The 18,930-nt window shown below is 61.7% G+C and carries 19 protein-coding genes and 1 pseudogene; 12 read left to right on the top strand and 8 right to left on the bottom strand.

All coding sequences use genetic code 11. The features are described 5' to 3' along the window. Position 1 precedes the first annotated feature (1 nt). Positions 2–916: an N-carbamoylputrescine amidase gene (gene aguB / locus GNZ12_RS23315; protein WP_172314073.1), complete on the bottom strand. Its 915-nt coding sequence runs from the start codon at positions 914–916 to the stop codon at positions 2–4. 32 nt (positions 917–948) lie between these two features. After that, positions 949–2,001, bottom strand: a complete 1,053-nt coding sequence (locus GNZ12_RS23310) for an agmatine deiminase family protein (RefSeq protein WP_172314072.1) — start codon at positions 1,999–2,001, stop codon at positions 949–951. Between the two features lie 102 nt (positions 2,002–2,103). On the opposite strand from GNZ12_RS23310, the gene GNZ12_RS23305 reads away from it, so the two are divergent. Next, on the top strand, positions 2,104–3,012 hold the full coding sequence (locus tag GNZ12_RS23305) for a LysR family transcriptional regulator (RefSeq protein ID WP_172314070.1): 909 nt from the start codon (positions 2,104–2,106) through the stop codon (positions 3,010–3,012). Positions 3,013–3,069: 57 nt separating this feature from the next. Here GNZ12_RS23305 and GNZ12_RS23300 read toward each other — a convergent pair. The 3 genes and pseudogenes from GNZ12_RS23300 to GNZ12_RS23290 all read right to left on the bottom strand — a co-directional run. After that, a pseudogene (locus GNZ12_RS23300) lies at positions 3,070–3,213 on the bottom strand (DUF3138 family protein); the annotation flags it as partial. 1 nt (position 3,214) lies between these two features. After that, the gene (locus GNZ12_RS23295; RefSeq protein ID WP_172314068.1) at positions 3,215–4,336 is read right to left on the bottom strand and encodes a polyamine ABC transporter substrate-binding protein; all 1,122 of its coding nucleotides are present in this window, start codon (positions 4,334–4,336) and stop codon (positions 3,215–3,217) included. Between the two features lie 683 nt (positions 4,337–5,019). After that, positions 5,020–5,991 (bottom strand): Dyp-type peroxidase, encoded by a 972-nt coding sequence (locus GNZ12_RS23290; RefSeq protein ID WP_172314066.1) that lies wholly within the window; start codon positions 5,989–5,991, stop codon positions 5,020–5,022. Between the two features lie 151 nt (positions 5,992–6,142). Between GNZ12_RS23290 and GNZ12_RS23285 the strand changes: the two genes are divergently transcribed. After that, the gene (locus GNZ12_RS23285; RefSeq protein WP_172314064.1) at positions 6,143–7,144 is read left to right on the top strand and encodes a questin oxidase family protein; all 1,002 of its coding nucleotides are present in this window, start codon (positions 6,143–6,145) and stop codon (positions 7,142–7,144) included. 39 nt (positions 7,145–7,183) lie between these two features. On the opposite strand, the gene GNZ12_RS23280 is transcribed toward GNZ12_RS23285, so the two are convergent. Then, positions 7,184–7,687 (bottom strand): hypothetical protein, encoded by a 504-nt coding sequence (locus tag GNZ12_RS23280; RefSeq protein ID WP_172314062.1) that lies wholly within the window; start codon positions 7,685–7,687, stop codon positions 7,184–7,186. Positions 7,688–7,736: 49 nt separating this feature from the next. Then, a complete protein-coding gene (locus GNZ12_RS23275) occupies positions 7,737–8,663 on the bottom strand; it encodes an MFS transporter (protein WP_235993851.1) in 927 nt (308 codons plus the stop codon). 85 nt (positions 8,664–8,748) lie between these two features. Between GNZ12_RS23275 and GNZ12_RS23270 the strand changes: the two genes are divergently transcribed. The 4 genes from GNZ12_RS23270 to GNZ12_RS23255 all read left to right on the top strand — a co-directional run bounded on the left by GNZ12_RS23270 (position 8,749) and on the right by GNZ12_RS23255 (position 11,839). Further along, positions 8,749–9,720, top strand: coding sequence for a LysR family transcriptional regulator (locus GNZ12_RS23270; RefSeq protein WP_172314060.1), 972 nt, complete (start codon positions 8,749–8,751; stop codon positions 9,718–9,720). Between the two features lie 388 nt (positions 9,721–10,108). Beyond that, the gene (locus GNZ12_RS23265) at positions 10,109–10,432 is read left to right on the top strand and encodes a DUF2946 domain-containing protein (protein WP_235993850.1); all 324 of its coding nucleotides are present in this window, start codon (positions 10,109–10,111) and stop codon (positions 10,430–10,432) included. Positions 10,433–10,535: 103 nt separating this feature from the next. Next, complete coding sequence (locus GNZ12_RS23260; protein WP_172314056.1) at positions 10,536–11,462, top strand: hypothetical protein; 927 nt, start codon at positions 10,536–10,538, stop codon at positions 11,460–11,462. Next, positions 11,462–11,839, top strand: coding sequence for a copper resistance CopC family protein (locus tag GNZ12_RS23255; protein ID WP_172314054.1), 378 nt, complete (start codon positions 11,462–11,464; stop codon positions 11,837–11,839). Before GNZ12_RS23260 ends, GNZ12_RS23255 begins: the two co-directional genes overlap by 1 nt. A gap of 28 nt (positions 11,840–11,867) precedes the next feature. Here the strand turns inward: GNZ12_RS23255 and GNZ12_RS23250 are convergent, their stop codons facing one another. After that, on the bottom strand, positions 11,868–12,746 hold the full coding sequence (locus tag GNZ12_RS23250) for an IclR family transcriptional regulator (RefSeq protein ID WP_172314053.1): 879 nt from the start codon (positions 12,744–12,746) through the stop codon (positions 11,868–11,870). Between the two features lie 303 nt (positions 12,747–13,049). Here GNZ12_RS23250 and GNZ12_RS23245 point away from each other — a divergent pair, with 303 nt between their 5' ends. The 6 genes from GNZ12_RS23245 to GNZ12_RS23220 are packed head-to-tail and all read left to right on the top strand — an operon-like array spanning position 13,050 to position 18,887. Continuing rightward, positions 13,050–14,141: an ABC transporter ATP-binding protein gene (locus GNZ12_RS23245; protein WP_172314051.1), complete on the top strand. Its 1,092-nt coding sequence runs from the start codon at positions 13,050–13,052 to the stop codon at positions 14,139–14,141. Beyond that, positions 14,134–15,045 (top strand): ABC transporter permease, encoded by a 912-nt coding sequence (locus GNZ12_RS23240; protein WP_172314049.1) that lies wholly within the window; start codon positions 14,134–14,136, stop codon positions 15,043–15,045. Before GNZ12_RS23245 ends, GNZ12_RS23240 begins: the two co-directional genes overlap by 8 nt. Positions 15,046–15,096: 51 nt before the next feature. Further along, positions 15,097–15,891: an ABC transporter permease gene (locus GNZ12_RS23235; protein WP_172314047.1), complete on the top strand. Its 795-nt coding sequence runs from the start codon at positions 15,097–15,099 to the stop codon at positions 15,889–15,891. Positions 15,892–15,914: 23 nt separating this feature from the next. Further along, complete coding sequence (locus GNZ12_RS23230) at positions 15,915–16,337, top strand: (2Fe-2S)-binding protein (RefSeq protein WP_172314134.1); 423 nt, start codon at positions 15,915–15,917, stop codon at positions 16,335–16,337. Beyond that, a complete protein-coding gene (locus GNZ12_RS23225) occupies positions 16,334–17,767 on the top strand; it encodes an FAD/NAD(P)-dependent oxidoreductase (protein WP_172314045.1) in 1,434 nt (477 codons plus the stop codon). Before GNZ12_RS23230 ends, GNZ12_RS23225 begins: the two co-directional genes overlap by 4 nt. Continuing rightward, positions 17,760–18,887, top strand: a complete 1,128-nt coding sequence (locus GNZ12_RS23220; RefSeq protein WP_172314043.1) for an NAD(P)/FAD-dependent oxidoreductase — start codon at positions 17,760–17,762, stop codon at positions 18,885–18,887. Before GNZ12_RS23225 ends, GNZ12_RS23220 begins: the two co-directional genes overlap by 8 nt. Positions 18,888–18,930 lie beyond the last annotated feature (43 nt).

The following is an 18,930-nucleotide window of genomic DNA, read 5'->3' as shown; positions in this document are numbered from 1 at the left end:
CTTAGCGATAGCAGGACGAATTGCCATCGCTGGTGAGCAGCGTGCGATACATTTCCGGACGGCGATCGCGGAAAAAACCCCACGACTGCCGGTCTGCCCGAATGGCGTTCAGGTCGAACGTGTGCAGAAGAATGGTTTCGTCCGTGCGATTAGCCTCGGCCAGCTTCGCGCCCGTGTGATCCGCAATGAAACTGGAACCGTAGAACACGCCGGTGAGCCCTTGCTGTTGCGGATTGCCGTTGCCGAAGCCGACTTCACGGCCAATCCGGTTAGCCGCGACGACCGGCACCATATTGGCTGCCGCGTGGCCTTGCATCGTGCGTTGCCAATGACCGGCGGAGTCGAAGTCGCTGCTGAACGGCTCGGACCCGATGATGGTCGGAAAGCACAGGATTTCCGCGCCCATCAGCGCGAGGCTGCGTGCCGTCTCCGGATACCACTGATCCCAGCAGATGCCGATGCCGATCTTGCCGAAGCGCGTGTCCCACACCTTGAAGCCGGTGTCGCCGGGCGTGAAATAGAACTTTTCCGTATAGCCAGGTCCGTCCGGAATGTGGGTCTTGCGATACACGCCGAGTACTTTTCCATCGGCGTCGGCTACAGCAATCGAGTTGTAGGCGGCATTGCCGGCCCGCTCGAAGAAACCGATCGGCAACACGATGCCCAGTTCACCGGCGAGTCTCGCGAAGCGGGCAATCCGAGGATTACCGGCAAACGGTTCGGCCAGCTCCAGATGCTGCACGTTCTGATCCAGACAGAAGTACGGCATCATGAAAAGCTCGGGGCACAACACGAGGTTGGCGCCCTGCTTCGCGGCCTCACGGATCAATCGTTCCGCCGTGGCCATATTGTCTTCAAAGGTCCAGCTGCCGGATGCCATTTGCACCGACGCTACCGTGATGTTTCGCGACGACATGTGAAGGTTCCTTCGATCGGATTCGGTCTGGATCAGTTAGCGGTGACGTGAGTGGTAACAGCCGGCTGTTGCTGCGTCGAACAATGAATGCTGCCGCCGCCGATCGACAAAGTGGGAATCGGCAGCAACTCCACGCGCCGCTCCGGAAACGCCAGAGCGAAGACCTCGCGCGCGGCCTGGTCCTGTTCCACACCAAACGCGGTCGAAATCACCGCGCCGTTGACCAGAATGTAGTTCGCGTAGCAATCGCAGTAGCGCTCGGAGCCATAGCGTTCGCTGATGATCGGCGACGGCAGGTCGAGCAGTTCGAAGCGCCGGCCGGCAGCGTCAGTGGCTAACTCCAGTGCGCGGCGATTCTCACGCATCACATGAAAGTAATCGCCCTGCACCGGACTCGCGCTCTGGCACAACATCTTGCCCGGCGCGATGAACGACGCAATACCGTCCACATGCCCATTGGTTTCGACTTCGTCCGGATTGCCAGGCAACCAGATAATCTTCTCCACGCCCAGCATGCGCTTGAGTTCGGCCTCGATTTCAGCACGGTTCATGTGCGGATTGCGGTTCGGATGCAACAGGCAGCTTTCCGTGGTGATCAGCGTACCCTGCCCGTCCACGTTAAAGGCGCCGCCTTCCAGCACCATGTGCGAGTTGAAAATCTGCGCCCCGGCCGCGCGGGCGATGTCCTGCCCTACCTGCTGGCAACCGTCGTAAGGCTGGTATTTCTCGCCCCAGCAATTGAAGCGGAAAGCGGCAGCGCCCAACTGGCCACGCTCGCCCAGCAGGAAAATCGGCCCGCAGTCGCGCAGCCAGTTGTCTTCTGCCGCAACGCTGAGAACCTCGACGCCGTTGCCGAGCAATTCGCGCGCGGCATCCGCCTGGCTGTGATGAGCGGTCACTACGCAACGCTGATAGCGGGCGACCGTCTGCGCGACCAGCGCAAACTCCCGGCAGACCCGCAGATAGTGGCTCCCCCACAAGTCTTCGCGGCCTTCCAGAATCGGCCATCCCAACCAGGTGGTGTCCATCGTTTCCCATTCAGCGGGCATCCGGTAGCCATGTTGGCGAGCATCAAAGCGACTCATCCTGCTATCTCCGTCGTTAGGTGGTGAGCCATTGTGATACGGGTTACACTTGATGAAAAATGATGTTTATTGCTCGAATCAATTAACTTCTCTCATACCTCCATGCAACGTGTCCCCTCCCTGAAGTTGCTGATGGGCTTCGAAGCGGCCGCGAGACTGGGCAATTTCTCCCGCGCGGCCGACGAACTGCACCTCTCGCAATCGGCGATCAGCCACCAGATCCAGCAGCTCGAGGAGCAACTGGGGCAACCGCTGTTTCGCAGAATCGGCCGCGGCGTCGAATTGACGGTCGCGGGCGAGGTGCTGCAGCGAAGCGTGCAGCGCTCGATGGACACGCTGCGCAGCGGGCTCGGCCGGATCGCCACCTATCTGGACCCCGGGCTGGTCGTGCTGGTGTGTCCCGCGCCGTTGCTGCACGGCTGGCTGCAACCGCGCCTCGATCAATTGCAACAGGTGCTTCCCGATCTATGCCCGCTGCTCTCCACCGACGAGAGCGCGCGTTATGTCGATGAGATCGATGTCGATATGACGATCGGCGCGCGGCCGATGCAACAGGCCGGTTTGTTGGAAATGCCGTTTCTGCAGGACGAGTGGGTGACCGTGTGCGCCACGGAACTGGCGACGAAATTAGACTGCGTGCCACGCGCCAAACATCATTTGCATACGGGCCTCATCTGTCTGGAAGAGAACCTGACCAGCGAGAGCATCGCGCCGATTTTCCGCGAGCAACTGTCCGCCTATCGCATGAGCGCGATCTATGACGATCAGCGTCTGGTGCTGGATGCCGTGTTGCGTGGGCGTGGCATTGCCTGCCTGTCCCGGCTGGTGGCGCAAGGCAGTATCGATCAGGGCGCGTTGACCATCCTGGCCGATTACCCGCGTTTGCCGGGCATGACATGGTGGATATCGCGAGTGGCCGGGCTGTCGCGCTCACCGATCGTCGAGCAGATGTTCGAATGGCTGCTGACGCAGGGCAAAGAAGCCGATTCCGGCCGTGGTCCCGGAGCCTAGCTTGTAGCTGGACCACGGCCGGCTCATTCACGCGGGACGTTCTCTCGGCGTGCAGTGGATTCCGCTGCCTCGATTGGGCATCAGTGTGATTACGGCCGACGGCGCCATCGGCCCGACGCCGAAGGTCTTCTTGATGTCGAGATACAGATCGCCGAACTTGCTGTTGAAGTAGCCACCAATGCTTTCATCGTTCGCGAACAGATCAGCGCCCCGCTTTCAGTTGCGCCCAAAGTCGGTTTTCCAGCCGGACGATGTCGGCGGGCAAGGGTTTCATCAGGGTCATTTTGCTCAGCACGTCATCGTCCGGATAAACGCTCGGGTCCTGCGACACGACCGGGCTGACGAACGAACGAGCGGCACGGTTCGCGGTCGGATAGAACACCTCGTTGGTGATCGCCGCATTGACCTTCGGGTCTTCGACATAGTTGATCCACTTCATGGCCGCTTCGGGATGCGGCGCGTCCTTCGGGATCACCATCATGTCGAACCACAGCAGGCCACCTTCCTTGACGTTCGAGAAGCGGACCTCATAGGACCGTTTCGCTTCTGCCGCGCGCCGCCGCGCAATGCCCACGTCGCCGGACCAACCGATTGCCACGCAGACATCGTTATTCGCGAGGTCATTGATGTAGCCCGACGAGTTGAACTGGGTGATGTAGGGACGCACCTTCTTCAGCAGATCGAAGGCGGCCTGATAGTCGGCAGGATTCGAACTGTTCGGATCCTTGTGCAGGTACTGCAAGGCAGTCGCGAATGCGTCGGCGGCCTGATCGAGGAACGAGACGCCACAGCTTTTCAGCTTCGACACGTTAGCCGGATCGAACACCAGCGCCCAACTGTCGACGGGCGCGTTTTCGCCCAGCGCTTTCTTCACTTCCTGCACGTTGTAGCCGATGCCATCGGTGCCGTACGCCCAGGGTACGCCGTATTGCGCCCCCGGATCGGCATCCGCGATCATTTTCATGAGTACCGGGTCAAGATTCTTGAGGTTCGGGATTTGCGACTTGTCGAGCTTCTGAAGTATGCCCGCCTGAATCTGCCTCGCCATGTAGAGCGACGACGGCACGACGATGTCGAAACCTGAACTCCCCGCCAGAAGCTTGGCCTGCAGCGTGTCGTCACTGTCGTAGTTGTCGTATCTCACGTGAATACCAGACTCCTTTTCGAAGTTCGGGATCGTGTCCTTAGCGATGTAGTCCGACCAGTTGTAGACATTGAGTTCGGCATCGGCCGCCATTACCGGCGGCGAGCAGGACAGAAAAAGTCCGGCGATCGCAACAAAAGCAACAGCCGCGACCTCATGACGAAGATGACAAAAGCGCATTGTTGTTTTCCTTGAAGGTAGTAGATTGTGTTTACTTTAAGTAGGAATACATAAGAAACCATAAAACGATCGGATCGCCCCGTCCGGATATCCTCCGCTCATGCAGTGACGGCACTGTGCCGACGAAAATGCAAGCCGCCGAGTACTGGCACCGACCATTCTTTTTTCGCATCTGAACCAGCCAGCCATTTAATCTACATTCCTAACTATTTGGATGAACTGAATAGCGACAGGAATGGATGGAGAATCGTTGCTCATCCGGCATCGCGTCTCTCGCGTTGCCGACTGGTGAACCATTCTCGGCCGAACAATATCTGATGAGAATTGATGTTTTTTGCTTGGTTTGATCAATTTCTCTCATGTCTTCTGCAGCGGGCAGCAGGAGACACAAAAGCCGCCCGCTAACCCGGAGCTAGACACGCGTGTGTTCGAGAGGCTGCCGCAGCGGCAGCCCAAGGTCGAAAATGGAACATCGGTGGGAACTTCGATGACGTCCGTCTGCCTCGGCGCGGAGCCCAGGCGGAGCCCAAGCCGCGGCTAATCGTCCGGATCGTGCAAACTTTGGCGGTGGACTCGCGCAAACTGCTAAACGGATGCCATCGCGCCATGGACGGTCAATAACTGCAGCGATCCACGCGGTGTTCGCCACGTAAGGTAGTGAATCTGACAGTCGCTGAGATAACTCAGTCAGCAAGGTCGCTGAGAAATTTGCGGGCCGGAGCGAAGAACGTCACGCCGGCGACGGCCTTGGAGAAGTCCAGGATCCGGTCGTGAAGCGGTGGAGGATCGCCGATGAACATCCGCTCCATCATCTTCTCGATCACCCAAAGGTGGCGCGAATAACCGATGAAGTAGGTGCCGTACTCGCCCCGTCCCGGGACCGCGAACGGCATGTTATCGCGCAGGATGTCGTGCTCGCCGTCGGCGTCCTGGATCGTGCAGAGCGTCTTGTGCGACTTTTGACCCTGCGTCGCGTCCGGTAACTCGACGTTGTCGAACTTGGTGCGCCCGATAATCGCCTCCTGGGTTTCGACTTTTTGAGCGCGCCAGGCTGAGAGGTCATGAAGGTACTTCTGGATCACGACATAGCTACCGCCGGCGTAGTCGGGATCCTCCTCGCCGACGATCGTCGCGGCGGGCAGGTCAAGGCCGTCGGGATTCGCGGTGCCGTCGACAAACTCGAGCAGGTCGCGCCCGTCGAAGTAGCGGAACCCAGCCACGTCGTCGACCGCCGTGACGGCGTCGCCGAAGGCCTCAAGGAGAAGCTTCTCGAACTCGATGATCAGATCCATCGTGTCGGCACGGATGTGATAGAGCAGATCACCTGCTGTGGCCACCGCCGTGTGCGTAGCGCCCCGCACCTCCCGGAACGGCACAAGCTCGCTCGGCGCGGGTTTGCCGGTGAGCGGTCCCCAGACACGATGCGAGATCCCGACGTTGCAGGTAAACAGGCCGCTATTGGCTCGGATCCTGAGGTCTTTTATGAGGTCGCCGGTACTGGCCACCACGGAGCGGGCGGTGGCGATCGATGCGTCATCATCCTTGACGACAAGCACGAGAAACGCGGCGGCCGCCGACAGCGGAGCATCGACGGATTGCGGCTCGGTGTCGAGTGCGCGCTGGGCGTTGGAGATCGGCGAAGCTTTCGGGCTCACGGATGCCTCCTGTGGCGAAGCGAGGTGAGCATTGCCGAAGAACACCCTTGGCAAATTCAATCATGGCCGTGAGGCACGGGTCAAGCGCAATGTGACCGTAAGCCTTCTAATTCACAATGAGACTTCCCCCCTTTGGTTAAGAGACGTCAACATGCGCAAAGACCCCGTTCACCTCAAGTTGAGCGAGCTTCTCGATGCAAACGCACACTTTGACCTTGCGGCTAGAGGGACAACGAACCATTGCCCGATGGCGCTTGTTGCCTTGGCCGAAATGGGGGCTTCGCCAGTTCGACTGCAGGCGTTCTTCGATATGTGGGAGCGCGAGTACGCCTTGAGTGCTCCGCCGATCGACGCGGTTATCGCTCGTCACGAATGGGCACGACATTTAGGCGAACGAGCCGCATTCGGCGCATTGCGCCTTTGCTTTCAGGACTGGATCGCCGACGCCGGCCCCGATCCCGTGATCACGACAGTGCTGCAGGAGGTGCCTTTCGCTCCTGCTACGCAGGCCTTCCACTCGCTGATCCGGCTGGCCTACGGCATTGAGGCCGGGCATGCCGGCGAGATTGCCGCGGGCTTGGCGTCGTTAATCTCGTCGCATCTGCCGATTGACGTTAGTCCGGAAGAAAATCGCACGGCGAGGCGCGCTGATGCAGGATTCGACCACGTCGCCCAGGCACTGAGCGGCACGGCTTTCGAGGGCACCTCGATCACGTCGCGCTTGCGTGCTGTTGGAGCCGATCCGCGGTTTGGCAACGCCGTGCTTGCGCCTCCCGCCGATGTGGCGTTGCTGGACGATCTGGCGCGGGCGACAATTGGCGCTTACTGGCGTAAGCCGGACTTCACCTTGCTCCATACGGTTACCGCAACGCGAGCCGCGCGAATCGTCTTTGCCCAGCTTCCCGATGAACTGGTCAAGCAATTGCTGCCGGGCCTGTGGATTGCGCTATGCGCCGCTTATGCAACGGTCGGCAGACTGGCTGACGCAGAAGCAAACATCCCGGATCTCGCCATCGACTGGAACGACGTGTGCGGGATGGCGGTCGCCTCGGACGACGATCACGTGATCAAGATGACCTACACCTGTTTTTGCGAGCACCGACGCGACCCATCGCCGCTATACCTCGCATCAGCGGCAAGGCTAGTGTCGTAGCGGCCTTCCGTTCGCGTCGCATCATGGCTTACGGAAAGATCAATAGCTCGGAGCCGTCTTGAGCTGAGGGCGCAGCGCCAGACAGAAAGCGGCAACATGCGTAATCATCAGCAAGGGCACGTAGATGATCGGAATCGCGTACACGGCGCCAAATTCTCCCGCATGCGCAGGAAGGTCGGCCTGAATTGCGTGGTAGTAGTCGACGATGATGTCGGTCGCACCCACAAAATTGAAGGCTACGACGAACAACCAGAAGAGTCGGCGTATGCGTACCGTCAGGAGCGCCAGCATCGCCAGCACGCCCGTTGCGAAATCGCCGTATGCGGCAAACACGGCGAAGCTGGCAGGAAGATCGGGACTGACGATGCCCGGGAGGATGAAGACAAGCCCGAAAAAACGGAAACTGTGCAACGTGGCGATTGCGCGCTGCGCGTCGAATGGGGCCATCGACTTGAGCCTGGGCCAGACGTATGCGCCGAAGCAAAGAAGCCACGCGACATACCCCAGAACGAGTTGCAACTGAAAGAGAAGTTTCGGTGACATGGTGCTTGTTATCCAGTGTTGGGTGGAGCATTGATGGTCGGGAACGCGATCAGGCGGCGCGTCGTCGGATCAGTTGCCGCAGCGACAGCGCGTGCAGCAGGATCGAGCTGGGCACCACGAAAGCAGGGGTCAGTACATACGGATAAGCGCCCGCGCTAATGCTTAGCCCATGCAGAGCGATCAACTGGAAGCGGCCGGGCGCGGTGATCATCCCCAAGGTAATCGCGACGGCGAAATCGGCAAGGCCGAAGAAGTTCCAGGCGATCGCCGTCTTGCGCCCTGGAGCCGTGCCGCTTGCCAGGGATATCGCCGCCGGCAGTGCGAATAGGCCGGTCAGCACGTCGCCCATCCCTGCCGGCAGCGCGACGATGCCTGGCATCACGCCGTGCAGCCAGGCAGCGAGAGCCCAGCTGCCGAATATGCGGTAAAGCTGAAGCGCGACGAGCCAGGTCGCCGGCATCGCGTCGAGCACTTGACCGACCCGCTTCGAAAACAGCAACAGAGGCGCGCCAATGATTACCGGCAGGAAGATCGCCATAGGCAGGAACGGCACCGGTGGGGGTGTGGCACTCAGGAGAAAGACGCCATTGATCGCCGCACTCCAGACGACTGCAAACCAAAGCGTGTCCGGGATCATGATCGCAAGCCAGGTCGCGCGGCGTTGGCCCGGCGTCAGGTCAGTGCTTTCGAGACCGCGCCACAAGCCAAGCGCGATAAACGCATGGGCCATCAGCTGGTGGGCCGTGGTCTGAACCCCGCTGGAGGGGATTATTGGCTGCCAGTAGATCAACGCAATCCACATGGCCGTCAGCGGCGCGAACCAGAGCAGGCTGCGCCAGGCGGGGCGCGGCGGGACGATCCTGGCGGAATCAGCGCGCGTAATCAGCGGCGGTTCGCCAGATGAATCCTGGACTTCGTGGCCGGTCAGGCCGGTCGTGCGATCGTGTTCGCGCACGCCATCAAGTACGTCAGTCATTGAAGGATCTCCCACTCCTGATCTGCAGGTGTTAGGTGTACCATCGTCTCGCGCGAGTGACTATTCATCACAATGTTGACAGGCTATGAAGCAGAACTTCACAGTTCGGCAGGGTGCGCTCGATGGCGTGGAGGTGTTTTTGAGCGTTGCCCAGCATCGCAGCTTTCGAAAGGCAGCTGCAGAACTCGGCGTGACGCCATCGGCCGTCAGCCAGACGGTGCGCGTGCTCGAAGCGCGCATTGGCGCAGCGCTCTTCATGCGCACCACGCGCAGTGTCGGCCTGACCGAGGCCGGCGAACGGTTTCTTTCGCGCGCCAAGCCCGCCTTCGAGGAACTTGTCGCGGCCGGCGAGGTTGCGCGCGGGCTCGGTCAGCGGCCGACCGGATTGCTGCGTCTCACCGTACCGCGCGCGGTTGTCCCGATCCTGCTGGAACCGCTGATCGCATCCTTCTGCAAGGCCTATCCCGAGATCGAGGTGGAGCTTGCCACCAGCAAGGAGGTGATCGATATTGCGGCGGAAGGATTCGACGCCGGCATCCGGCTGGGGCATCTCGTCGCCGCCGACATGGTCGCGGTGCCATTGACGCCGCCGTTTCGCCTCATCGTTGTCGGTAGTCCTTACTACTTCGCGGCGCATGGCCGGCCCGAAAACACGGACGATCTGCGCCAACACGCATGCCTGCGATGGCGGCGCTCCAGCGGCGCACTCGCGCCATGGTCATTCAACGTCAACGGGCAGGCGATCGAAATCGCCGTATCCGGTCCGTTGATCGCCGGCGATTTTCCGACCATGCTTGGCGCCGCGATCGAAGGCCTGGGCCTCGCGCAGCTACCCGAGCCGATGGTCGCCGAAGGGTTGAGAGCAGCAAGACTGGTGCACGTGCTGGAAGCGTACGCGCCGGTGCTTCCGGGGGTGTTTCTCTGCTATCCCAGTCGCCGGCAAATCTTGCCGAAGCTGCGCGCGTTCATTGATCACGTGAAGAGCCGCCAGGCGGGCGATGGCAAAGTCCAGGCACAAAGTGTCGCCGGGCGAGCCGGATCGCGGAAGAAGCGTTGATGGCCGTTCGGAGACGGACGGTCGGTGCAGGACCCGGGCCGACCCTTGAATGCCGAACTTGCGCGGCCGACCAATCTGAGACGTTAAGGAAGAAATCTCAGCGTGGCCAAACCAGGGCCATCAAGCGGCGTTCGCAAACGAAATTTTTAGCCTATCCGGACAGGATCCATGACTGCGCGACCGAGACTGACGTTGCATGAATGCGTCTTCATGTCCCCGAAAAAATGCTAATAGACCTACCTCGGACATGTGAAACCCTGTATCTTCGACTGAATAGTGGCGTGGCATAATCGGCGTCGTTCATTGCTTCCTCCCGTCCTTAGCGGCCAGCATGCTTCGTCTTCGCCTTCAGAAAATCGGTAGCCTGTTGGGATTGCTTGCAATCCTGATGAGTACGCTTGCGCCGACGGTTTCGCAGGCACTGGCGGCACACGATCGGCTCGGCCAGGCACTCGCCACCTACTGCTCGGCAGAACCGGACAACAGCCCGGTCGCGCAGAACAGCAAGTCCTCGCATTCACCGGCATTCCATTGGCAAGCTTGCGCCTATTGCGGCATGCTTGCCCACGCGCCGGTGCTGCCGGGCACGCCAGCGGTGTTTGCCGCCACGCTATCGGTGGCGCGAGCACCGGTCGTCGCAACGCGCGACGCGGTCCACGTCCCCCTTTTCTACACCGCGGCCCAGCCGCGTGCGCCTCCCGTTCTTTCCTGAGTCGATCTGTACCAGAACAGAGTCCGCACTGCGCGAGCAGTCGCGGGATGTCGCCGCACCTAAACGCGGCGATGTATCAAGACAATTGGAGAAGAATTAGATCATGCGTACGTTTTTCAAACGGCACGCGGCGCCCGCACGCGCCGCCCTGATGGCGGCGGCCAGCGCCGCCTGCCTCACCGGTTCGCCGGATGCTTCGGCCCATGCAGTGGTCGGCGACCGCGTATTTCCTGCCACGCTGACCATCGACGACCCCGGTGTCGGCGACGAATTCGACACCCAGTTCGGCCACATCAAAACCCCGGACAGCAACGGTGACAACATGAACGTCAACACCGTGTCGTACGAGTGGGACAAGCTCATCACGAAGAACCTCGCGTTCAGCGTTGCCAGCGACTACGTGACCCAGAACGACCCGAACGGCGGCTCCGCCAAGGGTTGGAACAACGTCACCGTCGGCGCCAAATACCTGATCTACGCGAATGCGCGGCACGAATTCATGGCGTCGATCGGGCTGCTGGCTGCAATCGGCGGCACAGGCGCGAAATCGATCGCCAGCTCGTACTCGACGTTCACGCCGAACGTCTATTTCGGCAAAGGCTTCGGCGATCTGCCCGCCTCGCTCAGCTACCTGCGGCCTTTCGCGATTACGGGGCAGCTCGGTCCCAACCTGACGACGGCATCGTCGGATAACGGTCCGAATTCGTTGGGCTGGGGCCTCACGTTGCAGTACAGCATTCCTTACCTGCAATCGCAGGTCAAAGACCTCGGGCTCCCGCAACCGTTCCGCAACCTGATTCTGGTCGTAGAAGCCCCGATGAGTACCTGTACGGCGGGCGCGTGTGCCGGTCAAACAACCGGGACCGTCAACCCAGGCGTACTCTGGCTCAACCGTTATGGCCAGTTCGGCATCGAAGCGCAGATCCCGGTCAATCGCCTGACCGGCAACCACGTGGGCGTCCTGTTCGACGCTCACCTGTATTTCGACGACATCTTCCCTAACTCTCTCGGCAAGCCGCTCTTCAACTGATGAAAACCGCTCTCCTGAACTCCTCCATGGTGCGCGGCCTCGTCGCCGCGCTGACGTTGACTGTCGCGCAATTCGCGCACGCCCACGCCTATCCGACTCACCAGGTGCCGTCTGCCGGCTCGACCGTCACGACGTCGCAGAAAGATGTGGCCATCGACTTCGATGATGGTCTCGAACCGGCGTTCAGTTCGATCACCGTCACCGATGCGCAGGGCAAGCCGGTGACGAGCGGCAAATCCGTGATCGATCCGTCCAACAGGAAGCACATGTCGGTGGCGCTGAACCCACTGACGCCGGGCGCCTACTCGGTTGCCTGGGTGGCGGTCGCTGACGACGGGCACCGCACGCAGGGGCACTACACCTTCACGGTGAAGTAACAGCGAATCCGCCCCTTCTCGTTTCCGCTTATCCGGCGATGCGCTCGGTCGTCATGGCGCGCGACAACCCGTGCATCGGCCGGCGCAACGCGACATCGAAGGGATTGGTTTGCGGGCCGATCGCATCGGCCTGGCGGCGCAGCAATTCGACCACCATCGGCAGTCGATCGTCGCCGAGACGCGCCGCCAGCGTGCCGACGCTCAATGCCGCCACCGCCACGCCGGTACGGTCCAGAATCGGCACCGCGACGCCCGCCATGCCGTCGAGCACCCCGCTATTGCGGCCCGCGTAACCGAGTTGGCGCACGCGTTCGATCTCGGTACGCAAATACACTTCGTCGAGCACGCCATAGCCGCGAATGCGCGGCACGTTAAAGCGAATGATCTCTTCACGCTCGGCTTCCGGCAGGAACGCGAGAATCGCCAGACTCCCCTGGCCGACACCCAATGCGACGCGCCCGCCGATATCGCCGGTAAACGAGCGAATCGGAAACGGCCCTTCGCAGATGTCGAGACACACCGCGTCGAAGCTGCTTTTGACCAGCAGGAAAATCGTGTCGCCGAGACTCGCGCACAGCCGCAGCAACGCCGGACGGCACAGCGTGCGCATGCCGCTCGGATTGCCGGCCTGCGCGGCAAGCGCGAAGAAATCCACGCTCAGCCGATAGAGCTTCGAGCTCTCGTCCTGTTCGACAATGCCTTCCGCGATCAGCGCGTGAAGAATGCGGTGCACCGTGCCTTGCGTCAGACCCACCGCTTTCGCGAGACGCGTGACGCGGCCGCCGTCGGATTGCGCTTCGGATAACGCGCGGATCACAGCGAAGGCGCGCTCCAGCATCCCGGGACCGGGCGCACTGCCGGTTTCGGTCAGTGCGGCATCGGCATCTCGTTTGGCGGCAGCATTCATCTCCAGCGCTCCGAATTATTTCATTGATCGGAACACTATAGAGGGTTTTATCCGTGAATGGAATCTTCACGGCACGCTCGTTCCATTTGTACTTTGTTCTGATTCATAGGGATTTTCCGGACTTCATGCAGCGGAACACCTGACGCCGGTTTCATCGAATATCTTCCATTCAACGGAATTTTTCTGAATCTTATACCGGCAAACGGAATTTGAAATTGACGCGATCCAATTTGGCTAGATAGAGTCGGCTCCATCGAGGCAGTAGCCGATTGAACCGGTGTCGATCCATCCAAAGGCCAGATCATGTCGTTCCTCACACTCACGGACGTAGCGAAATCGTTCGGCGATCTGCAGGCCGTCGCCGACGTGAACCTGTCGGTTGAAAAAGGCGAGTTCGTTTCGCTGCTCGGGCCGTCCGGCTGCGGCAAAACCACCACCTTGCAGATGATCGCGGGCTTCGTCGAAACGACGCGCGGGCGCATCACGCTCGACGGCCGCGACATCACGCACATGAAACCGAATAAGCGCGGCCTCGGCATCGTGTTCCAGAGCTACGCGCTGTTTCCGCATATGAGCGTCGCGGACAACGTCGCTTTTGGGCTCGAGATGCGCAACGTCGACAAGGCCGAGCGCAAGGAACGCGTGCGCGAAGCACTGGCGCTGGTGCGGCTCGATACGCTCGCGCACCGCTTTCCGCGCGAGTTGTCCGGCGGTCAGCGCCAGCGTGTGGCGCTTGCCCGCGCGATCGTGATCGCGCCGCCCGTGCTGCTGCTCGACGAACCGATGTCGAACCTCGACGCCAAGCTGCGCGAAGACATGCAGTTCGAACTGCGCGCCATTCAACGCAAGATCGGCACGACCACCATTATGGTGACGCACGACCAGTCGGAAGCGCTGTCGATCAGCGACCGTGTGGTGGTGATGGAAGCCGGCCGCATTACACAGATCGACACGCCGTACGAAGCCTACGAGCGGCCTGAAAACCGATTCGTCTCGCAGTTCATCGGCAAGGCCAACATGCTGGCGGGCACGGTGGTGGCGCGCGACGGCGACGCGATCCGCATCGATCTCGGGCACGACCTCGCCGAGACCGGCCACACCGCACAACTGCCCATGCGCGAACGGGTGATCGGCGTCGGCGACGCGGTCACGTTGTGCATTCGTCCGGAAAAGCTGCGCCTATGCGCGCCGAACGCGGGACGTTTACCGGCCACCGTGACGAGCCGCTTCTTCCTCGGCAGCCAATGGCTGTACCGCGTGGATAGCCGGCTCGGCGAAGTGCTGGTGTGTTGTCAGAATGAGGGCACCGAGCCGCTGCCGGAGGGCGCGGCGGTCGGTGTCGACTGGAACAGCGAGGCGATTCGCTTCATTCAACGGGATGCGCATCATGGCTAGTACGCTGCCCGCTTCGAACCACAGCATGAAGACCGGCAAGGCGCGCCGCGCGCCGTGGCAGGCGTTTTTACCGTTGTGGCTGATGTGCGCGCCGGCTTTCCTGCTGTTTGCGACGCTCGTGCTGGTGCCGCTCGTGATGACGCTGGTGCTGACCTTCTACCGCTTCGATCCGTCGAGCGGCCCGATCGCCGCATTCCAATTCGGCAACTACGCGGAAGTGCTGAAATCGTCGTATTTCCACACGATCTTCCTGCGCACCTTCGGCATCGCCTTTCTGACCACCCTGCTGTGCATCGTGATCGGTACGCCGGAGGCCTACGTGCTGTCGCGAATGCGCGATCCGTATCGCTCGATGTTCCTGCTGATCATTCTCGCGCCGCTGCTGGTCTCGGTCGTGGTGCGCGCGTTCGGCTGGAGCATGCTGCTCAACAGCAACGGCCTCGTGAATCAGGCGCTCGGTCTCGTCGGGCTAGGGCCGTACAAGCTCGAATACACCACCTTCGCCATCGTCATCGCACTGGTGCACGTGATGCTGCCGTTCATGGTGATTCCCGTGTGGACCGCGTTGCAGAAGCTCGACCCGCAAACGGAGAATGCGGCGCTTTCGCTGATGGCATCGCCCGCCATGACCTTGCGGCGCATCGTGTTGCCGCAACTCACGCCGGGCATTCTGTCGGGCAGCCTGATGGTGTTCGGCCTGTCGGCGAGCGCATTTGCGATTCCCGGCCTGCTCGGCGGACGGCGCCTGAAAGTTGCGGCCACTGCCGTCTATGACGAATTCCTCGGCTCGCTGAACTGGCCACTCGGCGCAACCATTGCGCTCCTGCTGCTGGTCGCGAATCTGATCGTGATGCTCACGTACTACCGGATTCTGGAACGCAAGTACACCAGAAGTCTCGGTTAATGCATCGGCTCGTTCATCAGCTCATTCATCGGCTCACTGAGTAAGATCATCATGAGAAAAAACGGCCCCATTGCGCTGATTTTCCACACGCTCGTCATTGCGTTCGTGCTCGCGCCGCTCGTGATCGTCGTGCTGGTCGCCTTCACGCCCGACGAAACGCTCACGCTGCCCACGCACGGCTTCTCGCTGCGCTGGTTCCGCGCGATCCTCGATTACCCGGACTTCATCTCGGCGTTCTTCAACAGCCTGAAGCTGGCGTTTGCCTCTGCCACGTTGTCTTTGATCGTCGCTTTGCCCGCCGCCCTGGCGATCGGCCGTGCCCGCTTTCCGGGCCGGGGCTTCCTCAACGGCTTACTGTTGTCACCGTTGGTGATTCCCGGCCTCGTGCTCGGCATCGCACTGCTGCGCTTCTTCGCGCTGATCGGCGCGACCGGCTCGTTCGCGTGGCTCGTGCTCGCGCACATGATCATCATCACGCCGTTCGTGATGCGGCTCGTGCTGGCCTCGGTCAGCGGTCTCGACCGCAGCGTCGAACATGCCGCGCACTCGCTCGGCGCCGACGCGTGGACCACGTTTCGCCGCATCACCTTCCCGATGATTCTGCCGGGCATTACCGGCGGCTGGTTGCTCGCGTTCATCAACAGCTTCGACGAACTGACGATGTCGATCTTCGTCACCTCGCCGCAAACCGTCACGCTTCCGGTGCGCATGTACATGTACGCAACCGAATCGATCGACCCGATGATGGCTTCGGTCTCCGCGCTGGTGATCTTCATCACAGCGGGCGCGATGCTGCTGCTCGATCGCGTGTATGGGCTCAACCGGATTCTGATCGGCCAGCACTGATGTCTTCTCCTGCCCTCTCTCCCATGCCGTCGAATTTGCCGTCTTCCGAACCCGCCGCGCCGATGCGTGATGCGCAATTTGTTCGCGTTGCGGAGACGCAGCGTGAACCGCTCAGCTTTTTTATCGACGGTCGCGAAGTCTTTGCGCTGCAAGGCGATACGCTGCTCACCGCCGTGCTCATGCAACAACGTCGCGTGCGCGAAAGCGAATTCAGCGGCGCGCCGCGTGCCGGTTTCTGCCTGATCGGAGCTTGCCAGGACTGCTGGATGCGCACCGAAGCGGGCATGCGCTTGCGCGCGTGCTCGACGCTGGTGACAGAAGGCATGCGTGTGGTCACGCGGCTCGCTGACGTTGCCTCTGCTGCTGATGTTGCCTCTGACGTTGCCTCCGTCGCTACAGTTGCATCTGCGGCGGCGGCGACGACGACAAACGGAGACACGCAATGAGCAACGAACACCGCGTGGTTATCGTCGGCGCGGGACCGGCAGGTGTGCGCGCCGCCGAAACGCTGGTGGCGGCCGGTATCAGGCCCATTGTGCTGGATGAAAACGCCCGCTGGGGTGGACAGATTTATCGTCAACCGCCCGCGAACGGTGCATTCCAGCGCTCGAAAAAGACGCTCTACGGTTTCGAAGCGCACAAAGCCGACGCGTTGCATACGACGATGGCCGCGCTTCTTCCGCACCTCGACTATCGCCCCGACACGCTGGCCTGGGCTTGTGAACCGGGCCGTCTCGATACGCTGCACGAGGGACGGGAAATCAGCGTGCCGTTTTCGCATCTGATCATCGCGAGCGGCGCCACTGATCGCGTGCTGCCGGTGCCGGGCTGGACACTACCCGGCGTCTACACACTGGGCGCGGCGCAGGTCGCCTTGAAGGCGCAGGGCTGTGCGATCGGTCGGCGCGTGGTGCTGGCAGGCACAGGGCCGCTGCTCTATCTCGTGGCTTACCAGTACGTGAAAGCAGGCGCACAAGTAGTAGCCGTGCTCGACACGAGTCCGCTATCGCAGCAGATTGCCGCGGCGCCGAAACTCGCGCGGCAACCTGCTACGTTCGCCAAAGGACTCTTTTACGTCGGCTGGCTAAAGATGCACGGCGTGCGGATCGAACGCGATGTGAGCCTGATCGGCATTCACGGCGCGCAAGGCGTGAGCGCAATCAAATGGCGTCCTTCAACCGACTGCTCAAAGACCGAAACCCTCGCGTGCGACGCCGTTGGCATCAGCTTCGGCCTGAAGCCTGAAACCCAACTCGCCGATCTCGCCGGGTGCCGCTTCCGCTTCGATACGCACAATCGTTGCTGGCTGCCCGATCTCGACCCCGCCGGCCGCAGTTCCGTACGGGGCATCTATCTTGCGGGCGACGGTGCGGGCATCGCCGGCGCCGACGCGGCCGAACTCGCCGGCCGCCGCACCGCGCTGGCGCTACTCGACGACCTCGGCATCGCGCATCCACGGGACCTGGGCATGCGCGACGCGGCTTCCCTCGACCGCAGCCTGCAACGTATCGCGGTGTTTCGCCAAGGTATCGAAGCGGCATTCGCGCCACCCGCACAATGCGCGGCGCAATGGCCCGACGACATGACCGTGTGCCGCTGCGAAGAAATCGACGCGGGCACTCTGCGGCGCTGTATCCGCGGTGGCGAAGCGAACGAGATCAATCGCCTGAAAGCGCTCACGCGCGTCGGCATGGGCCGTTGCCAGGGACGCATGTGTGGCGAAGCGGCATTGACGCTGCTGGCGGAAGAAACCGGCAAACCCCTCGAAGCCGTCGGCCGCTTGCGCAGCCAGCCGCCTGTCAAACCGATTCCGCTATCGCCCGCGATGTATTCCGATGACGTCATCGAGATTCCCGAGGAGGCGCGCGATGAGTGACACCCTGCACTACGACGTCGCGATTGCGGGCGGCGGCCTAGTCGGCTCATCGGCGGCGTTGGCGCTGGCACGGCGCGGCTTGCGCGTGGGCCTGTTCGAGCGGCGCTACTGCGGCGCGCAGGCAAGCGGCGTGAACTACGGCGGCGTGCGCGTCCAGGGACGGCCGGTCGAACAGATGCCGCTCGCCATGCGTGCACGGCGCATCTGGGATCGCTTGCCGGAACTGATCGGCATTGACGGCGAGTTCATCGTGTCAGGACATTTGCGGCTCGCGCGCAGCGAAGCCGATATCGCCGCGCTCGAAGCATGGGCCGAGATGGCGCGCGGTCACGGACTGCAAGCGCATTTGATCAGTGGCGCCGCGTTCCGCCAGTGCTATCCATGGCTGGGCGCCGCAGCGATTGGCGGCTCGCTGTGTGCGACCGATGGTCATGCGAATCCGCGTCTGGTCTCGCCCGCGTTCGCCCGTGCCGCGCGAGCCGCACGCGCGGATGTACACGAGCAAACCGAGCTGACCGAGATTCATCACAACGGCACACGCTTCCAGTTACGCGCAGGCGACATGCGCATCAGCGCCGACTGGTTGATCAATTCCGCGGGTGCATGGGCGAACACGGTTGCCGGTTACTTCGGCGAAACCGCACCGATGCAACCGATCTACCCGAACATGTGGGTCACCGAACCGCTGCCACGCTTCATCACGCACAACCTCGGCGTGGTCGGCGGCGGTATCTACGCACGGCAAGTGGCGCGCGGCAATTGCGTGATCGGTGGCGGGCGCGGACATGGCGACGGCGAATACGGTCAACCGTCGACGGAAACCACCCGCGCCGTGATGCGCGACGCGTGCGCCCTGCTGCCCGCGTTGCGCGAGGCGCTGCTGATCCGCACATGGAGTGGCGTGGAAGGTGAAACGCCCGACAGCAATCCGATCATCGGTGCGAGCCGCACGGTGCCACGTCTGCTGCATGCGTTCGGCTTTTCGGGCGGCGGGTTTCTGCTGGCGCCGGGCGTGGGAGAAGTACTCGCGGATCTCGTGATCGACGGCGCCACAAGCACACCGCTCGACGCTTTCTCGATCAATCGCTTCGCCGCTGTTGCTGCGTCATCCGTCGCTTAGTTATTACCTGGTCATTGCTCAGTCATCGCCTCGTTATCGTTTA

The organism is Paraburkholderia solitsugae (assembly GCF_013177695.1).
Classification (GTDB): Bacteria; Pseudomonadota; Gammaproteobacteria; order Burkholderiales; family Burkholderiaceae; genus Paraburkholderia; species Paraburkholderia solitsugae.
This window is presented reverse-complemented; position numbering and strand designations above follow the sequence as displayed.

Bases quoted from the DNA above. Each gene is read 5' to 3' on its own strand.
- aguB (WP_172314073.1), bottom strand. From the start codon at position 916: ATGTCGTCGCGAAACATCACGGTAGCGTCGGTGCAAATGGCATCCGGC.
- GNZ12_RS23240 (WP_172314049.1), top strand. From the start codon at position 14,134: ATGGCTAGTACGCTGCCCGCTTCGAACCACAGCATGAAGACCGGCAAG.
- GNZ12_RS23220 (WP_172314043.1), top strand. From the start codon at position 17,760: ATGAGTGACACCCTGCACTACGACGTCGCGATTGCGGGCGGCGGCCTA.
- GNZ12_RS23235 (WP_172314047.1), top strand. From the start codon at position 15,097: ATGAGAAAAAACGGCCCCATTGCGCTGATTTTCCACACGCTCGTCATT.
- GNZ12_RS23245 (WP_172314051.1), top strand. From the start codon at position 13,050: ATGTCGTTCCTCACACTCACGGACGTAGCGAAATCGTTCGGCGATCTG.
- GNZ12_RS23305 (WP_172314070.1), top strand. From the start codon at position 2,104: ATGCAACGTGTCCCCTCCCTGAAGTTGCTGATGGGCTTCGAAGCGGCC.
- GNZ12_RS23285 (WP_172314064.1), top strand. From the start codon at position 6,143: ATGCGCAAAGACCCCGTTCACCTCAAGTTGAGCGAGCTTCTCGATGCA.
- GNZ12_RS23295 (WP_172314068.1), bottom strand. From the start codon at position 4,336: ATGCGCTTTTGTCATCTTCGTCATGAGGTCGCGGCTGTTGCTTTTGTT.
- GNZ12_RS23265 (WP_235993850.1), top strand. From the start codon at position 10,109: ATGAGTACGCTTGCGCCGACGGTTTCGCAGGCACTGGCGGCACACGAT.
- GNZ12_RS23275 (WP_235993851.1), bottom strand. From the start codon at position 8,663: ATGACTGACGTACTTGATGGCGTGCGCGAACACGATCGCACGACCGGC.
- GNZ12_RS23280 (WP_172314062.1), bottom strand. From the start codon at position 7,687: ATGTCACCGAAACTTCTCTTTCAGTTGCAACTCGTTCTGGGGTATGTC.
- GNZ12_RS23270 (WP_172314060.1), top strand. From the start codon at position 8,749: ATGAAGCAGAACTTCACAGTTCGGCAGGGTGCGCTCGATGGCGTGGAG.
- GNZ12_RS23250 (WP_172314053.1), bottom strand. From the start codon at position 12,746: ATGAATGCTGCCGCCAAACGAGATGCCGATGCCGCACTGACCGAAACC.
- GNZ12_RS23230 (WP_172314134.1), top strand. From the start codon at position 15,915: ATGCCGTCGAATTTGCCGTCTTCCGAACCCGCCGCGCCGATGCGTGAT.
- GNZ12_RS23310 (WP_172314072.1), bottom strand. From the start codon at position 2,001: ATGAGTCGCTTTGATGCTCGCCAACATGGCTACCGGATGCCCGCTGAA.
- GNZ12_RS23260 (WP_172314056.1), top strand. From the start codon at position 10,536: ATGCGTACGTTTTTCAAACGGCACGCGGCGCCCGCACGCGCCGCCCTG.
- GNZ12_RS23225 (WP_172314045.1), top strand. From the start codon at position 16,334: ATGAGCAACGAACACCGCGTGGTTATCGTCGGCGCGGGACCGGCAGGT.
- GNZ12_RS23255 (WP_172314054.1), top strand. From the start codon at position 11,462: ATGAAAACCGCTCTCCTGAACTCCTCCATGGTGCGCGGCCTCGTCGCC.